Raw genomic sequence first — 13,765 nt, forward strand, 5'->3', positions numbered from 1 at the left:
CACCAGTGACACCGTTAGCGATGGGACCCGATGTCACCGGATTAAATCCTAATCGGCGCGGACTATACAAACATAATTCTAGGGAATCAAGGGGGACCACGCAGGATCCGACCCATCGATGGGAGTTAAGAGCACTCTTTCATTAACGCCGGTCAGGTCGATGGTGTACAGACGCACCACCTGCCCCCGTCCGCGCTCATCCGAGGGAGATTCGCGGAAAAAGGACAGAACCCGGCCATTCGGGGCCCAGGTGGGACCTTCCACCAGGAAGCCTTCGGCCAGCAAACGCTCGCCCGAACCGTCGGTGCGCATGACACCTATGAAGAATTGCCCACCCTTCTGCTTGGTGAAGGCGATGAGGTCGCCTCTGGGGCTCCACACCGGCGTGGCGTAACGGCCGTCACCGAAGCTGATGCGCTGCGGGTTGGAGCCGTCGGCCCCCATGACGTAGATCTGCTGCCCGCCGCCCCGGTCGGATTCGAAGACGATCTGCTGGCCGTCGGGCGAATAGCTGGGCGCGGTGTCGATGGCGGGATTGAACGTCAGCTGCTTTTTCTGCCGGGTCAGCAGATTCATTTCGTAGATTTCAGTATTGCCGCTTTCGGCCATGCTGAAGATGACCTTGTTGCCGTCGGGCGAGAAGCGCGGCGCGAAGGTCATGCCCGGGAAATTGCCCAGCGATTCACGCCGGCCGGTATCCAGGTTGAAGATGTAGACCCGGGGCACGCCCTTGAAATACGAGAGGTACGTGATCTCGCGGGCGCTGGGCGAGAAGCGGGGTGTCAGCACCAGTTCCGACCCGTCGGTGAGGAAGCGGTGGTTCTCGCCGTCCTGATCCATGATGGACAGGCGCTTCTTGCGGTCGTTCTTGGGACCGGATTCCGCGATGTAGACGATCTGGGTGTCGAAATACCCGTCCTCGCCGGTCACCCGCTTGTAGATGGCGTCGGCCACCTTGTGCGACAGCCGCCGCCAATCCTGGGGCGAAGCCGACAGCGTCCAGCCGGTCATGTAGGCTTCGTTGAACACGTCCCACAGGCGGAATTCCACCCGGATGCGTCCGTCGGGGCCGCTTTCCACCTTGCCGCTGACCAGGGCTTCCGCGTTGATGGCCTTCCAGTCGGGAAAGCGCGGACCGGCCTGCAGGGAGGCCACGGTCTGGATGAAGGCCTTGGGGTCGATGGGCTTGAACAGCCCCGAACGCTCCAGATCGGCCGAGACCACCCGGGCGATGTCGGCGCCGATGCGCCCGTCCTGGGGCTGGCCGCCGGCGAAGTCGGGAATGGCGATGGGCAGCGGCTTCATCTGGCCGCGGGTGATGTCGATCCGCACCTCGGCGCTGGCGGGCAGAGCCGCCAGGACCCCGAGGACGACGAAGGCGGCCAGCGCCGCGAGCGAGCGAATGCGTGACATGGGGATCATCTTCCTGCCGCGAACTTGGGGTTGAAGGCCAACGTGAAATCCTTGAACTGCTCGTACTTGTCCACCGGAATGGGCAGCGGGCTGGCGGCGCGCACGGCGCGGCGCGCGCTGTCGGCGGCGGCCTGGTAATAGGGATTGAGCATCATCATCGGGTCCGCCTTGATCTCGGCGGCGGTGACGGTGCCGTCGGGCAGCACCGAGACCTGGATCATCACCACCAGCTTGTCGGCGTCCTTGGCGCCGGCCGGCACGTTCCAGAACCGCTCGATATGGGCGCGGATACGGTCGCGCTCGGTCATGGAGACCGGCTCGTTGGGATTGTGCGACGCCGAGCCCCTGACCGATTGCGGCGCGGTCTGGGTGGCGGTCTTGTTCTCCGGCACCGAGGGCTTGAGCTTCTCGGTGGACTTCAGGAGCTTGTCCAGTTCGTCCTGGGGCGTCGGCTTCTTCTTGTCCACCGACTTCAGCAGCGAATCCAGCTCGTCCTTGACGTCCTTGGTCTTCTTGGGCGGCTCGGGCTTGGGCGGCGGCGGAGGCGGCGGAGGCGGCTCCGGCTTATGCTCGGGCTTGGGCTCGGGCTTAGGCATGGGGGCCGGCTCCGGCTTGGGCGGAGGAGGCGCGGGCGTGGGCGGCGGCGGCGGCGCCGGGGTAGGCGGCGGCGGCGGCTTGGGCGGTTCGGGCTTGGGCGGCTCGGGCTTCGGCGGTTCCGGCTTGGGCGGCTCGGGCTTCGGCGGTTCCGGCTTGGGCGGCTCGGGCTTCGGCGGTTCCGGCTTGGGCGGCTCGGGCTCGGCCTTCTGGGGCTCGGGCTGGGGCTTGTTGTCCTGGAGCGGCGGCGGGTTGGTCTTGGCGCCGATGGGAACGATGTCGACGACCAGCGGCGCTTCCTCCACGGGCAGCTCGCGCCAGAACTGCGGCAGGCCGAACACCGCCAGCAGGAACAGCGCCAGATGCAGAAGACCGGAGAAGACGTAGCTTTCGCGCCGCATTTCCATGACGGGAGCCTAGCGACCTCCCTTCTTGGCCGGCTTGGCCGGTTCCGACGAGCCCTTGACCTCGGTGACCAGGGCGACCTTGGCGAAGCCGGCGGCGCCCAGCGTGCCCATCACCTCCATCACCCGGCCGTAATCGATGCCCTTGTCGCCGCGCACGAAGATGCGGGTCTCGGGCTTCTGGGCGGTGATGGCCTGGAGACGGGGCGCCAGTTCGTCGATCTGCACCTCGGTTTCCTGAATCCAAATCTTGCCGTGGGCGTCGATGGACACCGACAAAGGCTGGTCGTCGCCCTTCAAGGGGGCCGACGAGGTCTTGGGCAGGTCCACCTGCACGCCCGCGGTGAGCAGGGGCGCGGTGACCATGAAGATCACCAGCAGCACCAGCATGACGTCGACCATGGGGGTGACGTTGATCTCGGCCACCGGCCGGAACTTGCGGGAGTGCCCCTTGCGGCTTCCCAGCGAGGCTCCCATCAGGCCTTCTCCTCGAGCTGGCGCGACAGGATGGCGCCGAATTCACCGGCGAAATTCTCCAGGCGCTTGGAATAGCGGTCGAGATCGGTGGAGATCTTGTTGTAGGCGATCACCGCCGGAATGGCGGCCACCAGGCCGAGAGCGGTGGCGAACAGCGCCTCGGCGATGCCGGGCGCCACCACGGCCAGCGAGGTGTTCTTGGTCGCGGCGATGGACTGGAACGAGTTCATGATGCCCCACACCGTGCCGAACAGGCCGATGAACGGCGCCGTCGAGCCCACCGAGGCCAGGAAGCCCAGACGGCGCTCCAGCAGCTCCATCTCGCGGCCCAAGGTGACGCTCATCACCCGGTCGATGCGCTGGGGCAGGCTGGCCCTGGTCGAATCGCGGTCGGCCAGGCCCTTGGCCGCCGAACGCCGCCATTCGCGCATGGCGGCCACGAAGATGGACGACATGGGATCCAGCGGCCGGGCGCCGATGCGGTCGTACAGCTCCTCCAGCGAGCCGCCCGACCAGAAGGCTTCCTCGAACTGGTCGGCCCGGGTGCTGAGCTGGCGCACCTTCATCAGCTTGTCAAAGATGATGGCCCAGCACCAGAACGAGGCCAGAAGCAGGGCGATCATGACGAACTTGACGATGATGTCGGCGCGCATGAACAGCGCCCACATGGACAAGTCCATCTGCGCCGCCGCTCCGGCCGCCCCTACTGCCTGAGAAGGATCCATGATACCTACCGCCTTTCGCTGATCCGCTTCGCGAACAATTCCCTGACCGGCGCCGGAATGCGGGCCGGTTTGCCGGACAGGGTGATATAGCCCAGGCGCACCCCGATGCGCACCAATTCAGTTCCGTCTTCGGCGCGGATGATCCGCTGCTCCAGTTCAATACTGGCGCCGCCGATGGAAGTCACCTCGGTTTGAACCGAAAGCAGGTCGTCCAGCTTGGCCGGACGTCGGAAATCCATGTTGGCCGAGCGCACCGCGAAGGCGGTTCCCTCACCGTCTTCCAGCATTTTCCGCTGGCTGACGCCCAGTTCGCGCACCAGCTCGGTGCGCGCCCGCTCGGCGAAATTCAGGTAGTTGGAGTGGTAGACGATGCCGCCGGCATCGGTGTCCTCGTAATAGACGCGGATGGGGAAACTATGAACGCTCATTCCCCCTCCTCATCCATGCGGGTCAGAAGATCCAGCTGCACCAAGAGGTCCTTGGGCGGATTGATGCCGATATGCTTGAAGCCCGAAGCCGACAGCATGCGGCCCCTGGGCGTGCGCTGGATCATGCCCTGCTGCAGCAGATAGGGTTCGACCACCTCTTCCAGGGTATCGCGGCTTTCCGAGAGCGCCGCGGCCAGGGTTTCCACACCCACCGGCCCGCCGCCGTAATTCTCGGCGATGCAGCGGAGATAGCGGCGGTCCATGGCGTCCAGGCCGATGCGGTCCACTTCCAGACGGTTCAGCGCCGCGTCGGCGATGGCGGCGTCCACCGGCGACTTGCCGGCCACGGCGGCGAAATCGCGCACCCGGCGCAACAGCCGTCCCGCCACGCGGGGCGTGCCCCTGGACCGGCGCGCCACCTCGGCCGAGCCGTCGGCGGTCAAATCGAAGCCCAGCACGCGGGCGCCGCGCGACACGATGGATTCCAGTTCAGCCGGCTCGTAGAAATTCATGCGGCACGGAATGCCGAAACGCTCGCGCAGCGGCGTGGTCAACAGGCCCGAGCGGGTGGTCGCCCCCACCAGGGTGAAGCGGGGCAGATCGATGCGGACAGAGCGGGCCGCCGGCCCTTCACCGATGATCAGATCCAACTGAAAGTCCTCCATCGCAGGATAGAGAACCTCCTCTATGGCAGGATTAAGGCGATGGATCTCGTCGATGAACAGGACGTCGTTGGGTTCCAGATTGGTCAGCAGCGCCGCCAGGTCGCCAGCCCGCTGGATCACCGGACCGGAGGTGGCGCGAAAGCCCACCCCCAGTTCACGCGCCACGATCTGGGCCAGCGTGGTCTTGCCCAGGCCGGGCGGGCCGTGGAACAGCACGTGGTCGAGCGCGTCGCCACGGCCGCGGGCGGCATGGATGAACACCTTCAGGTTCTCGCACACCTGCCGCTGGCCGACAAAATCGTCGAGCGACAGCGGCCGGAGCGAGGTCTCGGCATCGGCGAGGTTCTGCTCGGGCGAGACCATGCGCGGCGTCATGCCAGCAGCCCCTTGCCCAGGCGCTTCAGCGCGGCGCGGATCAGGGCCGACGAATCGGCGTCATCACCCAGCTCGCGGGCGGTTTCCCCCACCGCCTGGAAGGCTTCCAGGCGCTTGTAGCCCAGGTTGACCAGGGCGGAGACGGCGTCCTCCAGGCGGCCCGAGGCGGCAGGCAGCGGCGCGGCCGAGGCCACGGCGCCGGCGGCGGCATGGAAGCCGCCCAGCGCGATCTTGCCCGCCTTGTCCTTCAGCTCGGTGAGGATACGCACCGCCAGCTTCGGCCCCACGCCGTTGGCCCGGGTCAGTCCGGCCTTGTCCTGCGCCGCGATGATCTGCAGCAACTGCTCGGGCGAGGCCACCGACAGGATGGCCAGCGCCACCTTGGCCCCCACGCCCTGCACCGTGGTCAGCAGGCGGAACCAGTCGCGCTCGCCGGTCTCGAGGAAGCCGAACAGCGAGATGGCGTCTTCACGCACCTGGGTCTCGACGAACAGGGCGGCGGCGGTGCCCACCTCCAGCCGCGCCAGGGTCTTGGCCGAACAGGCGACCAGATAGCCGACGCCGTTGCAATCCACCACCGCCCAGTCGTCACCCAGCGAATCGATCAGGCCCTTCAGCTTGGCGATCATCGCGCGCCCGCCTTTGCCAGTTTCTGCTGCGTGCCGCGATGATGGGCGTGGCAGATGGCCACCGCCAAGGCGTCGGCGGCATCGGGCGTGGCGGCGAGGCAGCCGGGCAGCAGGGTCTTCACCATCATGCCCACCTGCTCCTTGGCGGCGCGGCCCGTCCCCACCACCGATTGCTTGACCAGGGTGGCGGCGTATTCGCCCACCGGCAAGCCGGCCTTGGCGGGCACCAGCAGCACTACACCCCTGGCCTGGCCCAATTTAAGCGTGCTGGCCGGGTTCATGTTGACGAAGGTTTCCTCGACCGCCGCCTCGTCGGGACCGAATTCGGCGATCACCGCCATGATGCCGTCATGGAGCTGAACCAGGCGCTCGGCCAGATCGGCGGAGGCATCGGGACGGATCACCCCGTCCGCCACATGGCGCAGACGGTTATCGACCGCATCGACGATGCCCCAGCCGGTATTGCGCAACCCAGGATCAAGCCCCAGGATTCTCATCAGCCAAGCTTTTCCATGATCTCGTCGGGAATCTCGAAATTGGCCTGGACGCGCTGGACGTCGTCGTTGTCTTCCAGGATGTCCAGAAGCTTCAAGAGCGTACGGGCGGTTTCCTCGTCGGCGACCGGCACGGTGGTCTGCGGCTTCCAGTCCAGGCGGGCGTATTCCGGCGTGCCGAACTTGGCCTCCAGCGCGTCGCGCACCGTGCCCAGATCGTCGGGGGCGCAGGTGATCTCGTGGCCGTCCTCGTCGGATTCCACGTTGTCGGCACCGGCGTCCAGCGCGCCTTCGAACATGGCCTCGGCGCCGGCGGCCGACGCCGGATAGCGGATGGCGCCGACCCGGTCGAACATGAACGACACCGAATTGGTCTCGCCCAGCGCGCCGCCGTTCTTGTTGAAGGCGGTGCGCACCTCGGTTGCGGTGCGGTTGCGGTTGTCGGTCAGTCCCTCGACGATGATGGCCACCGAGCCGGGGCCATAGCCTTCATAGCGCACTTCCTCGTAATTGGTGCCGTCGTCGCCGCCGGCGCCGCGCTTGATGGCGCGCTCCATGGTGTCCTTGGGCATGTTGGCGGCCCGCGCCGCCATGATGGCGGCCCGCAGGCGCGGATTCATGGCCGGGTCCGGCATGCCGGTCTTGGCCGAAACCGTCAACTCGCGGATCAGCTTGGTGAAGACCTTGGCCCGCTTGGCGTCCTGCGCGCCCTTGCGGTGCATGATGTTCTTGAACTGTGAATGCCCGGCCATATTCCGCTACCAATTCCGATGGAAGGAAGATTGACCGGTGCCTATACCACATGTTGTGGCAAAGCAACAGGCATCACGCCGCCGGAATGGCGTGATGCCCGACGCTTCGAGACAAATATGTTCAATGGCTGGCGCGGACCACCAGTTCGGTGATGGCGGCCGGATCGGTGACCGCCGTCGAGCGCCCTATTTCCATCTTGCCGCGGTAGGAAATCAGGGTGCTCTGGCTCTTCACGCCGAGATAGGCCAGGGCGTCCTTCTGGCTGTCGAAATCCACCGCGAACACCTTCAGCGCCGGGTTGGAGGATTCCAGCTTGTCCACCGTGGGCTTCTGCGCCTTGCAGGTGGGGCACCAGGGCGCGGTGACGTGGACCAGGATGGGCGAGCCGGCGGCCTGGGCCGCGTCGAAGGCCATCTTGTCCCACATCTGGGCGGCCTGGACGGCGGGGGCGAGCAGGATCAGGACGAACAGCAGGGCAAGGCGGGGCATGGCACTTCCTTTCGGAAAGGACGGTTCCCCCAGATATTCGCCCCCGGCCCCCGAAAGGTTAGCCCGGCGGAAAATTAAATTCACTTCGCCGCGAGGTCGATCTTCTTGCGCATGGCGTCGAACAGCACGTCGAGATTGCCGCCGGCATTGCGCACCACCGAGGTGAAGTCGGACCGGATGGTGGTGAGCAATCCGGCCCCCTCGGCGATCACGTCGGTGATCACCAGCCGTCCCGCCGGACTGCGGACGATGACGAAGGACAGAACCACGCTGTCCTCGGGCGACAGGATCATGCGGGCCTTGACCAGCACGCCGTCCTGGCGCTCCTCGCTGCCCAGCACCTCCACCTGGGTCGAACCCGAGGAATTGTCGATCAGTTCGGCATAGGTGGCGACGAAGAAGGGGATCAGCAGATTGGTGAACGTATCCTTCTGCGCCTCGGTCGCCTTGCGCCAGTAACGGCCCAGGATCAGTTCGGATTCGAAAGCGATGTCGCCGTATTTCGTCACCAGGGCGCTGACCTTTTCGCGACTGACCTCGCGGCTGAAGGGGCCGCCGACAAAGGTGGCCGCCGCATCGGCGACGGCCTGCTTGACCAGCGCCTCGGCCTCGGGGCCGCCGGCGGCCCGCGCCGGCTGGACGGCCAGCAGCAGAACCGCCAGCAGAACGGAAAAAACGGCCTTCATCATCCTCTTCCCCCTCAGCATCACCAATCGGGCCAGCACTCGGCCAGCCGCCCACCCAGGCGCAGCGGCGCGGCGCGCAGCGCCAGCCCGGTGCGGTCGTCGGTCTCCACCATCACGCCGCACAGGGTTCCCGGCCCCTCGGCGGGCGACAGGCGCTCGCCGGGAATCTTGCGCACGAACTTGAAGATGGCGGCTTCCTTCTTCATGCCGATCACCGAATCGTAGTCGCCGCACATGCCGGCGTCGGTTTGATAGGCGGTTCCCTTGACCAGAACCTGACAATCGGCGGTGGGAACGTGGGAATGGCTGCCCACCACCAGGCTGGCGCGGCCGTCCGACAGGTGGCCCAGCGCCATCTTCTCGCTGGAGGCCTCGGCATGGACGTCGACGATGATGGCGTCGACGCCGCCGGCTCCCATGCGGGCCTTGGCCAGCACCGATTCCAGCGCGGCGAAGGGATCGTCCAGCGCGTCCATGAACAGCCGGCCCATGACCTGGACCACCATCACCTTGCGCCCGCGCGGGCCGGCATAGGTGCCGACCCCGTGCCCCGGCGTGCCGGCGGGGTAGTTCAGCGGGCGCAGCACACGCGATTCGCCGTCCAGATAGGGAATGATCTCGCGCTGGTCCCAGGTGTGGTTGCCCAGCGTCACCACGTTCACCCCCATGGCGAAGAAATCCTCGCAGATCTTGGGCGTGATGCCGAAGCCGTGGGCGGCGTTCTCGCCGTTCACGACGATGAAATCCGGAGACAGGCGGCTCTTGATCTCGGCCATGCGCCCGGCGATGGCGTCTCGCCCCGAGCGCCCGACCACGTCGCCCATGTACAGAAGTCTCATTTGCCCGCCGTCACGATCACGCCCTGCTCCGTGGCTATCAGATCCAATGGGATGTCCCAGGAATCGGTGGGAACGGTTTCCACCTCCTGGGCGGCGAAGGCCAGGCCGACGGCGACAAGCGCCCCGCCCCGGCGCAGGCCGCCCAAGGTCCGGTCATAGTATCCGCCGCCATAGCCCAGACGGAACCCCCTTCTGTCGAAGGCCAGCAGCGGCACCAGCAGGGCGCCGGGGGTGACGGGCGGGGCGTCGGCGGGATGGCTGGTTCCGTGCGGCCCGGATTCCAGGGCGTCGCCGGGAGCCCAGCGGCGAAATTCCAGGATGCCGCCCGTTTCGGTCACCGCCGGCAGGGCCAGGACATGGCCCCGCGAAGCCAGGGCCTCCATCAGCGGCAACGGGTCGATCTCGCCCTCCAGCGGCCAGTAGCCGGCCACCACGCTGCCTTGGGCCAAGCCCAGCGCCCCGGCCAGCCCGGCCAGGGCAAGGGCGGCGGCGGGACCATGGGCCAAGGCGGCGTCACGCCGCTTTCGGCGGGCGGCGGCGCGCATCTGGGTCTTTTCGGCGGAAGGGGCGATGGCTTCGGTCATGTCGGGGCTTAAGTGGAGCGGCGCCGCCTCGGCCGTTGGCCATGCAAGTCCTCCGTGGCCTGCTTACGCAGGTGGGTGGCCATATACCGGAACCAGGGCTCCGACAGGGACAGCCCCCGAGAGGAAGTTATTGGCCCCAGGGACATTGGCTGCCTGACGCACCGCGCAGCAGACCGCTCCGTTGCTGAAGCTAGGCTCTTTCGAGGCGCATCGCAATGGCCTCGATGCGCCGGGTCAGCGAGTCGATCAGCCCGGCCAGCTTGGTGTCGCCCTCGGCCGCCGCGCCCACCTCGCCGCCGATCTTGGACAGCTCCTCGCGGGCCTCGGCCAGTTCGTCGGCCAGCAGCAGGCCGACCATGACCAGCAGGCGGGAATCGCTGACCGAGCCCACCGAGGACAGCAGATGCTGGGCGCGGGCGTCCACCTCGCGCCCCAGGACATGAACCCGGGCCACCTGGGAATCGTCGCAGGCGATGTCATAGACCCGGCCGTTGATGGTGACGTTGACGACAGCCACGGCGCTTACTCCTCCAGCAGGTCGCGCAGGCGGTCGATGGCGGCGTCCAGCCGGGTCGAGACCACGCGGGTGGTTTCCTCCAGCCGGGCGTAGTCTTCGCGGGCTCCGCGCAACTCGCCCGCCAGCAGCAGGTCGCCGGCGCCCACCCGGGCCGACGCGGATTCAAGACGGTCGATGGCGGCCCCCAGGCGGCGCATGGCCTCTTCGGTGCGTTGCAAGCTCTGCCCCTGACGCTGTTCCACGATCCATCCCCACGTTCTGGCATCGAAACCGAAGGTATGGCCGAAGGGCACCCGAGTCAACAAAGGCCGGGTTGATCGCCGGCAAAGCGCAGGATACCCTTGTCCGGCCGACGAAATCCGCGAAGGATCAGACCCATGCGCTCCGCCCTCAAGGCCGCCCTGCTCGCCGCAGCGATCCTCTGCCCCCAGGGGGCCTCGGCGGAACAGCCCATGGCCCTGTCCAAGGGCCAGGTCCTCTACGTCCCGGTCTACTCCCACATCTCGCACGGCAACCTGGACGGACGGGGCAAGCCCTCGGAGCTGCTGCTGTCGTCCATGCTCAGCCTGCGCAACACCGACCTCGCCCATTCCATCACCGTCACCTCGGCGCGCTATTACGACACCGACGGCAAGCTGCTGCGCGAATACCTGCCCAAGCCGCTGGTCCTCGGCCCCATGGGCTCGTCCGAGCTGTTCGTCGAGCACAAGGACAAGAGCGGCGGCAGCGGCGCCAACTTCGTGGTGGAGTGGAAGGCCGAGCGGGCGGTCAATCCGCCGGTCATCGAGACGGTCAACGCCTATTTCTTCGGCACCCAGTCGGTGGCCTTCACCAGCCCCGGCCGCCCCATCTCGCCCAATCCGTGACCCCTGTCGTCGTTCAATCCCTGGATCAGGCCCGCGCCGTCCTGGCGGGAACCAAGGTCGACCAACCGGTCAGCCTCATAAGCCCGCCCGGCGCCGCAAGATTGCAGGGAATCGGATGGTGGCAGGCCCTGAGCCGGATTCTCGGCGACGAATTCCCCGAGCACACCGTGGAGGCGATCCTCGATTGCGGCGATTCCCCCGGCCTCGCCCTGGCGGCGCTGCGGGCGGGGGTGTCCCCGGTCCGGGTCGTTGGCGTCAACCGGGATATGCGGGACAAACTGAACGACATCGCCCGGCAATTGGGAACGAGGCTTATGGCCTGACCGGTCAGATGTCGTACATCAGCACCGATTCCGGCTTGCCGCGCCGGTTGGTCATATCGGCCAGGGTGGTGTTGTCGAGGATGGCGGCGATGGCGTCGCGCACGTCCTGCATCACGGCACGGATGGCGCAGGCCGCCTCGTCGGCGCAATCCTCGCAGCGGCGGTAGGCGGTGCGCGACACGCAGGGCACCGGGGCCAGCGGCCCGTCCAGCACCCGCACGACGTCGCCCACCATGATGCGGGCCGCCGGCCGGGCCAGGATGTAGCCGCCGCCCTTGCCCTTCTTGGACGACAGCAGGCCCTGGTTCTTCATTTCGAGAAGAATGGCGTCGAGGAACTTCTTGGGGATGCGTTCCGACGTGGCGATGTCGGCGATCAGCACCGGCCCCAGGCCTTCGTGGCGGGCCAGGTAGACCATGGCCTTCAGGCCGTATTTCGCCTTGCTCGACAGCATCACCACACCCAATCCATAGAGCTATAGAGAAGGGGATCATGGGGACAGTGTCAACACGTCATGCCGAGTCTCATCGAGACTTGGCTAGGCCCCTCCCTCCGGGGGATCGGGATATATCCCGATGGCCGCGCGCCTTATGGCGCGAAAGCCAAGGGTCGCGGAGGCGACCCGCCCGGCGATTGAGGGGCTGAAATAATCAATAAAATGCAGGGGCGGGCCTGTGCCGGGCCCGCCCCCGCCAGGTTGCGGCCTCAGGGAGACTGGAGGGCCGCGGTGAATTCAGGCAGGACCTTGAAGAGGTCGGCGACCAGGCCGTAATCGGCGACCTGGAAGATGGGGGCCTCTTCGTCCTTGTTGATGGCGACGATGACCTTGGAATCCTTCATGCCGGCCAGGTGCTGGATGGCGCCCGAGATGCCGACGGCGATGTAGAGGTCGGGGGCGACGATCTTGCCGGTCTGGCCCACCTGGAAGTCGTTGGGGACAAACCCGGCGTCCACGGCGGCGCGGCTGGCACCGACCGCGGCGCCCAAGCGGTCGGCCACGGCTTCCAGCAGGTGGAAGTTGTCGCCCGACTGCATGCCGCGACCGCCCGAGATGATGATGCGGGCCGAGGTCAGCTCGGGCCGCTCGGACTTGGACAGCTGGCTGCCCACATAGGCGGACAGGGCCGGATCGGCGGCGGAAGCCACGGCTTCCACCGAAGCCGAGCCGCCCTCGGCCTTGGCGGCCTCGAAGCCGGTGCCGCGCACGGTGATCACCTTGACGGCATCCTTGGACTGCACGGTGGCCAGCGCGTTGCCGGCATAGATGGGGCGCACGAAGGTGTCGGCCGACACCACCCCGGTGATCTCGGAGATCTGGGCCACGTCGAGCAGCGCCGCGACGCGGGGCGCCACGTTCTTGCCGCCCGTGGTGGCGGGGGCCAGAATGTGGCTGTAACCGCCGGCGAGGCTCACCACCAGGGCGGCCAGGGGCTCGGCCAGGGCGTTGGCGTAAAGCGGCGCGTCGGCGGCCAGCACCTTGGCGATTCCGGCGATCTTGGACGCGGCCTCGGCCACGGCGCCGATGCCCGACCCGGCCACCAGCACATGGATGTCGCCGCCGATCTTCGACGCGGCGGAGACGGTGTTCAGCGTGGCGGCCTTGAGAGCGCCGCCCTCGTGCTCGGCAATGACGAGAACGGTCATGATCAGATCACCTTGGCTTCGTTCTTGAGCTTGTCCACCAGGGCGGCCACGTCGGCCACCTTGATGCCGGCGGAGCGCTTGGGCGGCTCGGCCACCGAAAGGGTCACCAGCCGGGGCGCCACGTCGACGCCCAGGTCGGCCGGGGAAACCGTGTCGATGGGCTTCTTCTTGGCCTTCATGATGTTGGGCAGCGAAGCGTAGCGCGGCTCGTTGAGGCGCAGGTCGGTGGTCACCACCGCCGGCAGCTTCAGGCTCACCGTCTCCAGGCCGCCGTCGATCTCGCGGGTCACCGTGATGGACTCGCCCACGATCTCCACCTTGCTGGCGAAGGTGCCCTGGGGGCGGCCCAAGAGCGCGGCCAGCATCTGGCCCACCTGATTGCTGTCGTCGTCGATGGCCTGCTTGCCCAGGATGATCAGGCCGGGGGCCTCCTTGTCCACCAGGGCCTTCAGGACCTTGGCGACGCCCAGGGGCTGAACCTCGTCATCGGTCTGGACCAGGATGCCCCGGTCGGCGCCCATGGCCAGCGCGGTGCGCAGCGTCTCCGACGCCGCCGCCGGGCCGACGGACACCACCACCACCTCGGTCGCCTTGCCGGCTTCCTTGAGGCGCACGGCTTCCTCGACCGCGATCTCGTCGAACGGATTCATGGAGAACTTGACGTTCTGGGTCTCGACACCCGAACCATCCGACTTCACCCGGATCTTCACGTTGTAGTCGATCACCCGCTTGATCGCGACCAACACCTTCATGGTTTTCTCTACCCCTTAAATCGTTGTCCCTCAGGCGCCGGGCGGGCGCGAGCGCCCTTGGCTTCCGCCGCATAAGCGGCGCGGCCCCTTGGGCCTAGCCAAGTCCCT

20 protein-coding genes and 1 other RNA gene are annotated in these 13,765 nt (G+C 67.1%); 2 read left to right on the forward strand and 19 right to left on the reverse strand.

The features are described from left to right. Positions 1–78: 78 nt before the first annotated feature. The 16 genes from tolB to XM1_RS19080 form a co-directional block, all read right to left on the reverse strand. Entirely contained in the window at positions 79–1,422 is a 1,344-nt protein-coding gene (gene tolB / locus XM1_RS19005) for a Tol-Pal system beta propeller repeat protein TolB (RefSeq protein ID WP_068436259.1), read from the reverse strand. Then, positions 1,419–2,414, reverse strand: a complete 996-nt coding sequence (locus XM1_RS19010; RefSeq protein ID WP_068436261.1) for a TonB C-terminal domain-containing protein — start codon at positions 2,412–2,414, stop codon at positions 1,419–1,421. The genes tolB and XM1_RS19010 overlap by 4 nt, the downstream gene beginning before the upstream one ends. A gap of 9 nt (positions 2,415–2,423) precedes the next feature. Continuing rightward, entirely contained in the window at positions 2,424–2,888 is a 465-nt protein-coding gene (gene tolR / locus XM1_RS19015; RefSeq protein WP_068436263.1) for a protein TolR, read from the reverse strand. Then, a complete protein-coding gene (tolQ, locus tag XM1_RS19020) occupies positions 2,888–3,613 on the reverse strand; it encodes a protein TolQ (RefSeq protein ID WP_068436265.1) in 726 nt (241 codons plus the stop codon). The genes tolR and tolQ overlap by 1 nt, the downstream gene beginning before the upstream one ends. A gap of 5 nt (positions 3,614–3,618) precedes the next feature. After that, entirely contained in the window at positions 3,619–4,041 is a 423-nt protein-coding gene (gene ybgC / locus XM1_RS19025) for a tol-pal system-associated acyl-CoA thioesterase (RefSeq protein ID WP_068436267.1), read from the reverse strand. Then, entirely contained in the window at positions 4,038–5,081 is a 1,044-nt protein-coding gene (gene ruvB / locus XM1_RS19030; RefSeq protein WP_068436269.1) for a Holliday junction branch migration DNA helicase RuvB, read from the reverse strand. The genes ybgC and ruvB overlap by 4 nt, the downstream gene beginning before the upstream one ends. Beyond that, positions 5,078–5,710 carry a Holliday junction branch migration protein RuvA gene (gene ruvA / locus XM1_RS19035; RefSeq protein ID WP_068436271.1) on the reverse strand — a complete coding sequence of 211 codons (633 nt, stop codon included), beginning with the start codon at positions 5,708–5,710 and terminating at the stop codon, positions 5,078–5,080. Before ruvA ends, ruvB begins: the two co-directional genes overlap by 4 nt. Next, on the reverse strand, positions 5,707–6,207 hold the full coding sequence (gene ruvC, locus XM1_RS19040; protein WP_068436273.1) for a crossover junction endodeoxyribonuclease RuvC: 501 nt from the start codon (positions 6,205–6,207) through the stop codon (positions 5,707–5,709). Before ruvC ends, ruvA begins: the two co-directional genes overlap by 4 nt. After that, positions 6,207–6,956 (reverse strand): YebC/PmpR family DNA-binding transcriptional regulator, encoded by a 750-nt coding sequence (locus tag XM1_RS19045; RefSeq protein ID WP_068436275.1) that lies wholly within the window; start codon positions 6,954–6,956, stop codon positions 6,207–6,209. The genes ruvC and XM1_RS19045 overlap by 1 nt, the downstream gene beginning before the upstream one ends. A gap of 121 nt (positions 6,957–7,077) precedes the next feature. Further along, positions 7,078–7,446: a thioredoxin family protein gene (locus XM1_RS19050; RefSeq protein WP_068436277.1), complete on the reverse strand. Its 369-nt coding sequence runs from the start codon at positions 7,444–7,446 to the stop codon at positions 7,078–7,080. Between the two features lie 80 nt (positions 7,447–7,526). After that, positions 7,527–8,135 (reverse strand): phospholipid-binding protein MlaC, encoded by a 609-nt coding sequence (locus tag XM1_RS19055; protein ID WP_172821942.1) that lies wholly within the window; start codon positions 8,133–8,135, stop codon positions 7,527–7,529. 17 nt (positions 8,136–8,152) lie between these two features. Further along, a complete protein-coding gene (locus XM1_RS19060) occupies positions 8,153–8,971 on the reverse strand; it encodes a TIGR00282 family metallophosphoesterase (protein WP_068436281.1) in 819 nt (272 codons plus the stop codon). Then, a complete protein-coding gene (locus tag XM1_RS19065; RefSeq protein WP_068436283.1) occupies positions 8,968–9,555 on the reverse strand; it encodes a 5-formyltetrahydrofolate cyclo-ligase in 588 nt (195 codons plus the stop codon). The genes XM1_RS19060 and XM1_RS19065 overlap by 4 nt, the downstream gene beginning before the upstream one ends. 17 nt (positions 9,556–9,572) lie before the next feature. Beyond that, a non-coding RNA gene (gene ssrS, locus XM1_RS19070) (6S RNA) lies at positions 9,573–9,730 on the reverse strand. A gap of 15 nt (positions 9,731–9,745) precedes the next feature. Next, entirely contained in the window at positions 9,746–10,072 is a 327-nt protein-coding gene (locus XM1_RS19075) for a cell division protein ZapA (protein WP_068436285.1), read from the reverse strand. 5 nt (positions 10,073–10,077) lie between these two features. After that, a complete protein-coding gene (locus XM1_RS19080) occupies positions 10,078–10,314 on the reverse strand; it encodes a hypothetical protein (protein ID WP_231920589.1) in 237 nt (78 codons plus the stop codon). Between the two features lie 135 nt (positions 10,315–10,449). Here XM1_RS19080 and XM1_RS19085 point away from each other — a divergent pair, with 135 nt between their 5' ends. Both XM1_RS19085 and XM1_RS19090 read left to right on the forward strand, forming a co-directional pair. Further along, positions 10,450–10,938 carry a DUF3124 domain-containing protein gene (locus XM1_RS19085; RefSeq protein ID WP_068436287.1) on the forward strand — a complete coding sequence of 163 codons (489 nt, stop codon included), beginning with the start codon at positions 10,450–10,452 and terminating at the stop codon, positions 10,936–10,938. Next, positions 10,935–11,261 (forward strand): hypothetical protein, encoded by a 327-nt coding sequence (locus XM1_RS19090; protein ID WP_068436289.1) that lies wholly within the window; start codon positions 10,935–10,937, stop codon positions 11,259–11,261. The genes XM1_RS19085 and XM1_RS19090 overlap by 4 nt, the downstream gene beginning before the upstream one ends. A 4-nt stretch (positions 11,262–11,265) precedes the next feature. Here the strand turns inward: XM1_RS19090 and XM1_RS19095 are convergent, their stop codons facing one another. The 3 genes from XM1_RS19095 to XM1_RS19105 form a co-directional block, all read right to left on the reverse strand. Beyond that, positions 11,266–11,715, reverse strand: coding sequence for an Rrf2 family transcriptional regulator (locus XM1_RS19095; RefSeq protein ID WP_068436291.1), 450 nt, complete (start codon positions 11,713–11,715; stop codon positions 11,266–11,268). Positions 11,716–11,966: 251 nt separating this feature from the next. Then, on the reverse strand, positions 11,967–12,905 hold the full coding sequence (locus XM1_RS19100) for an electron transfer flavoprotein subunit alpha/FixB family protein (RefSeq protein WP_068436293.1): 939 nt from the start codon (positions 12,903–12,905) through the stop codon (positions 11,967–11,969). Positions 12,906–12,907: 2 nt separating this feature from the next. Next, a complete protein-coding gene (locus XM1_RS19105) occupies positions 12,908–13,657 on the reverse strand; it encodes an electron transfer flavoprotein subunit beta/FixA family protein (protein WP_068431703.1) in 750 nt (249 codons plus the stop codon). Positions 13,658–13,765 lie beyond the last annotated feature (108 nt).

This window comes from Magnetospirillum sp. XM-1 (assembly GCF_001511835.1).
Taxonomy (GTDB): domain Bacteria; phylum Pseudomonadota; class Alphaproteobacteria; order Rhodospirillales; family Magnetospirillaceae; genus Phaeospirillum.

What these genes read in the sequence shown, in the direction of transcription:
- XM1_RS19100 (WP_068436293.1), bottom strand. Translation starts at nt 12,905, where the DNA reads ATGACCGTTCTCGTCATTGCCGAGCACGAGGGCGGCGCTCTCAAGGCC.
- XM1_RS19055 (WP_172821942.1), bottom strand. Translation starts at nt 8,135, where the DNA reads ATGATGAAGGCCGTTTTTTCCGTTCTGCTGGCGGTTCTGCTGCTGGCC.
- tolB (WP_068436259.1), bottom strand. Translation starts at nt 1,422, where the DNA reads ATGATCCCCATGTCACGCATTCGCTCGCTCGCGGCGCTGGCCGCCTTC.
- XM1_RS19105 (WP_068431703.1), bottom strand. Translation starts at nt 13,657, where the DNA reads ATGAAGGTGTTGGTCGCGATCAAGCGGGTGATCGACTACAACGTGAAG.
- XM1_RS19010 (WP_068436261.1), bottom strand. Translation starts at nt 2,414, where the DNA reads ATGGAAATGCGGCGCGAAAGCTACGTCTTCTCCGGTCTTCTGCATCTG.
- tolR (WP_068436263.1), bottom strand. Translation starts at nt 2,888, where the DNA reads ATGGGAGCCTCGCTGGGAAGCCGCAAGGGGCACTCCCGCAAGTTCCGG.
- ybgC (WP_068436267.1), bottom strand. Translation starts at nt 4,041, where the DNA reads ATGAGCGTTCATAGTTTCCCCATCCGCGTCTATTACGAGGACACCGAT.
- ruvC (WP_068436273.1), bottom strand. Translation starts at nt 6,207, where the DNA reads ATGAGAATCCTGGGGCTTGATCCTGGGTTGCGCAATACCGGCTGGGGC.
- XM1_RS19050 (WP_068436277.1), bottom strand. Translation starts at nt 7,446, where the DNA reads ATGCCCCGCCTTGCCCTGCTGTTCGTCCTGATCCTGCTCGCCCCCGCC.
- XM1_RS19095 (WP_068436291.1), bottom strand. Translation starts at nt 11,715, where the DNA reads ATGCTGTCGAGCAAGGCGAAATACGGCCTGAAGGCCATGGTCTACCTG.
- XM1_RS19045 (WP_068436275.1), bottom strand. Translation starts at nt 6,956, where the DNA reads ATGGCCGGGCATTCACAGTTCAAGAACATCATGCACCGCAAGGGCGCG.
- XM1_RS19065 (WP_068436283.1), bottom strand. Translation starts at nt 9,555, where the DNA reads ATGACCGAAGCCATCGCCCCTTCCGCCGAAAAGACCCAGATGCGCGCC.
- tolQ (WP_068436265.1), bottom strand. Translation starts at nt 3,613, where the DNA reads ATGGATCCTTCTCAGGCAGTAGGGGCGGCCGGAGCGGCGGCGCAGATG.
- ruvA (WP_068436271.1), bottom strand. Translation starts at nt 5,710, where the DNA reads ATGATCGCCAAGCTGAAGGGCCTGATCGATTCGCTGGGTGACGACTGG.
- ruvB (WP_068436269.1), bottom strand. Translation starts at nt 5,081, where the DNA reads ATGACGCCGCGCATGGTCTCGCCCGAGCAGAACCTCGCCGATGCCGAG.
- XM1_RS19060 (WP_068436281.1), bottom strand. Translation starts at nt 8,971, where the DNA reads ATGAGACTTCTGTACATGGGCGACGTGGTCGGGCGCTCGGGGCGAGAC.
- XM1_RS19085 (WP_068436287.1), top strand. Translation starts at nt 10,450, where the DNA reads ATGCGCTCCGCCCTCAAGGCCGCCCTGCTCGCCGCAGCGATCCTCTGC.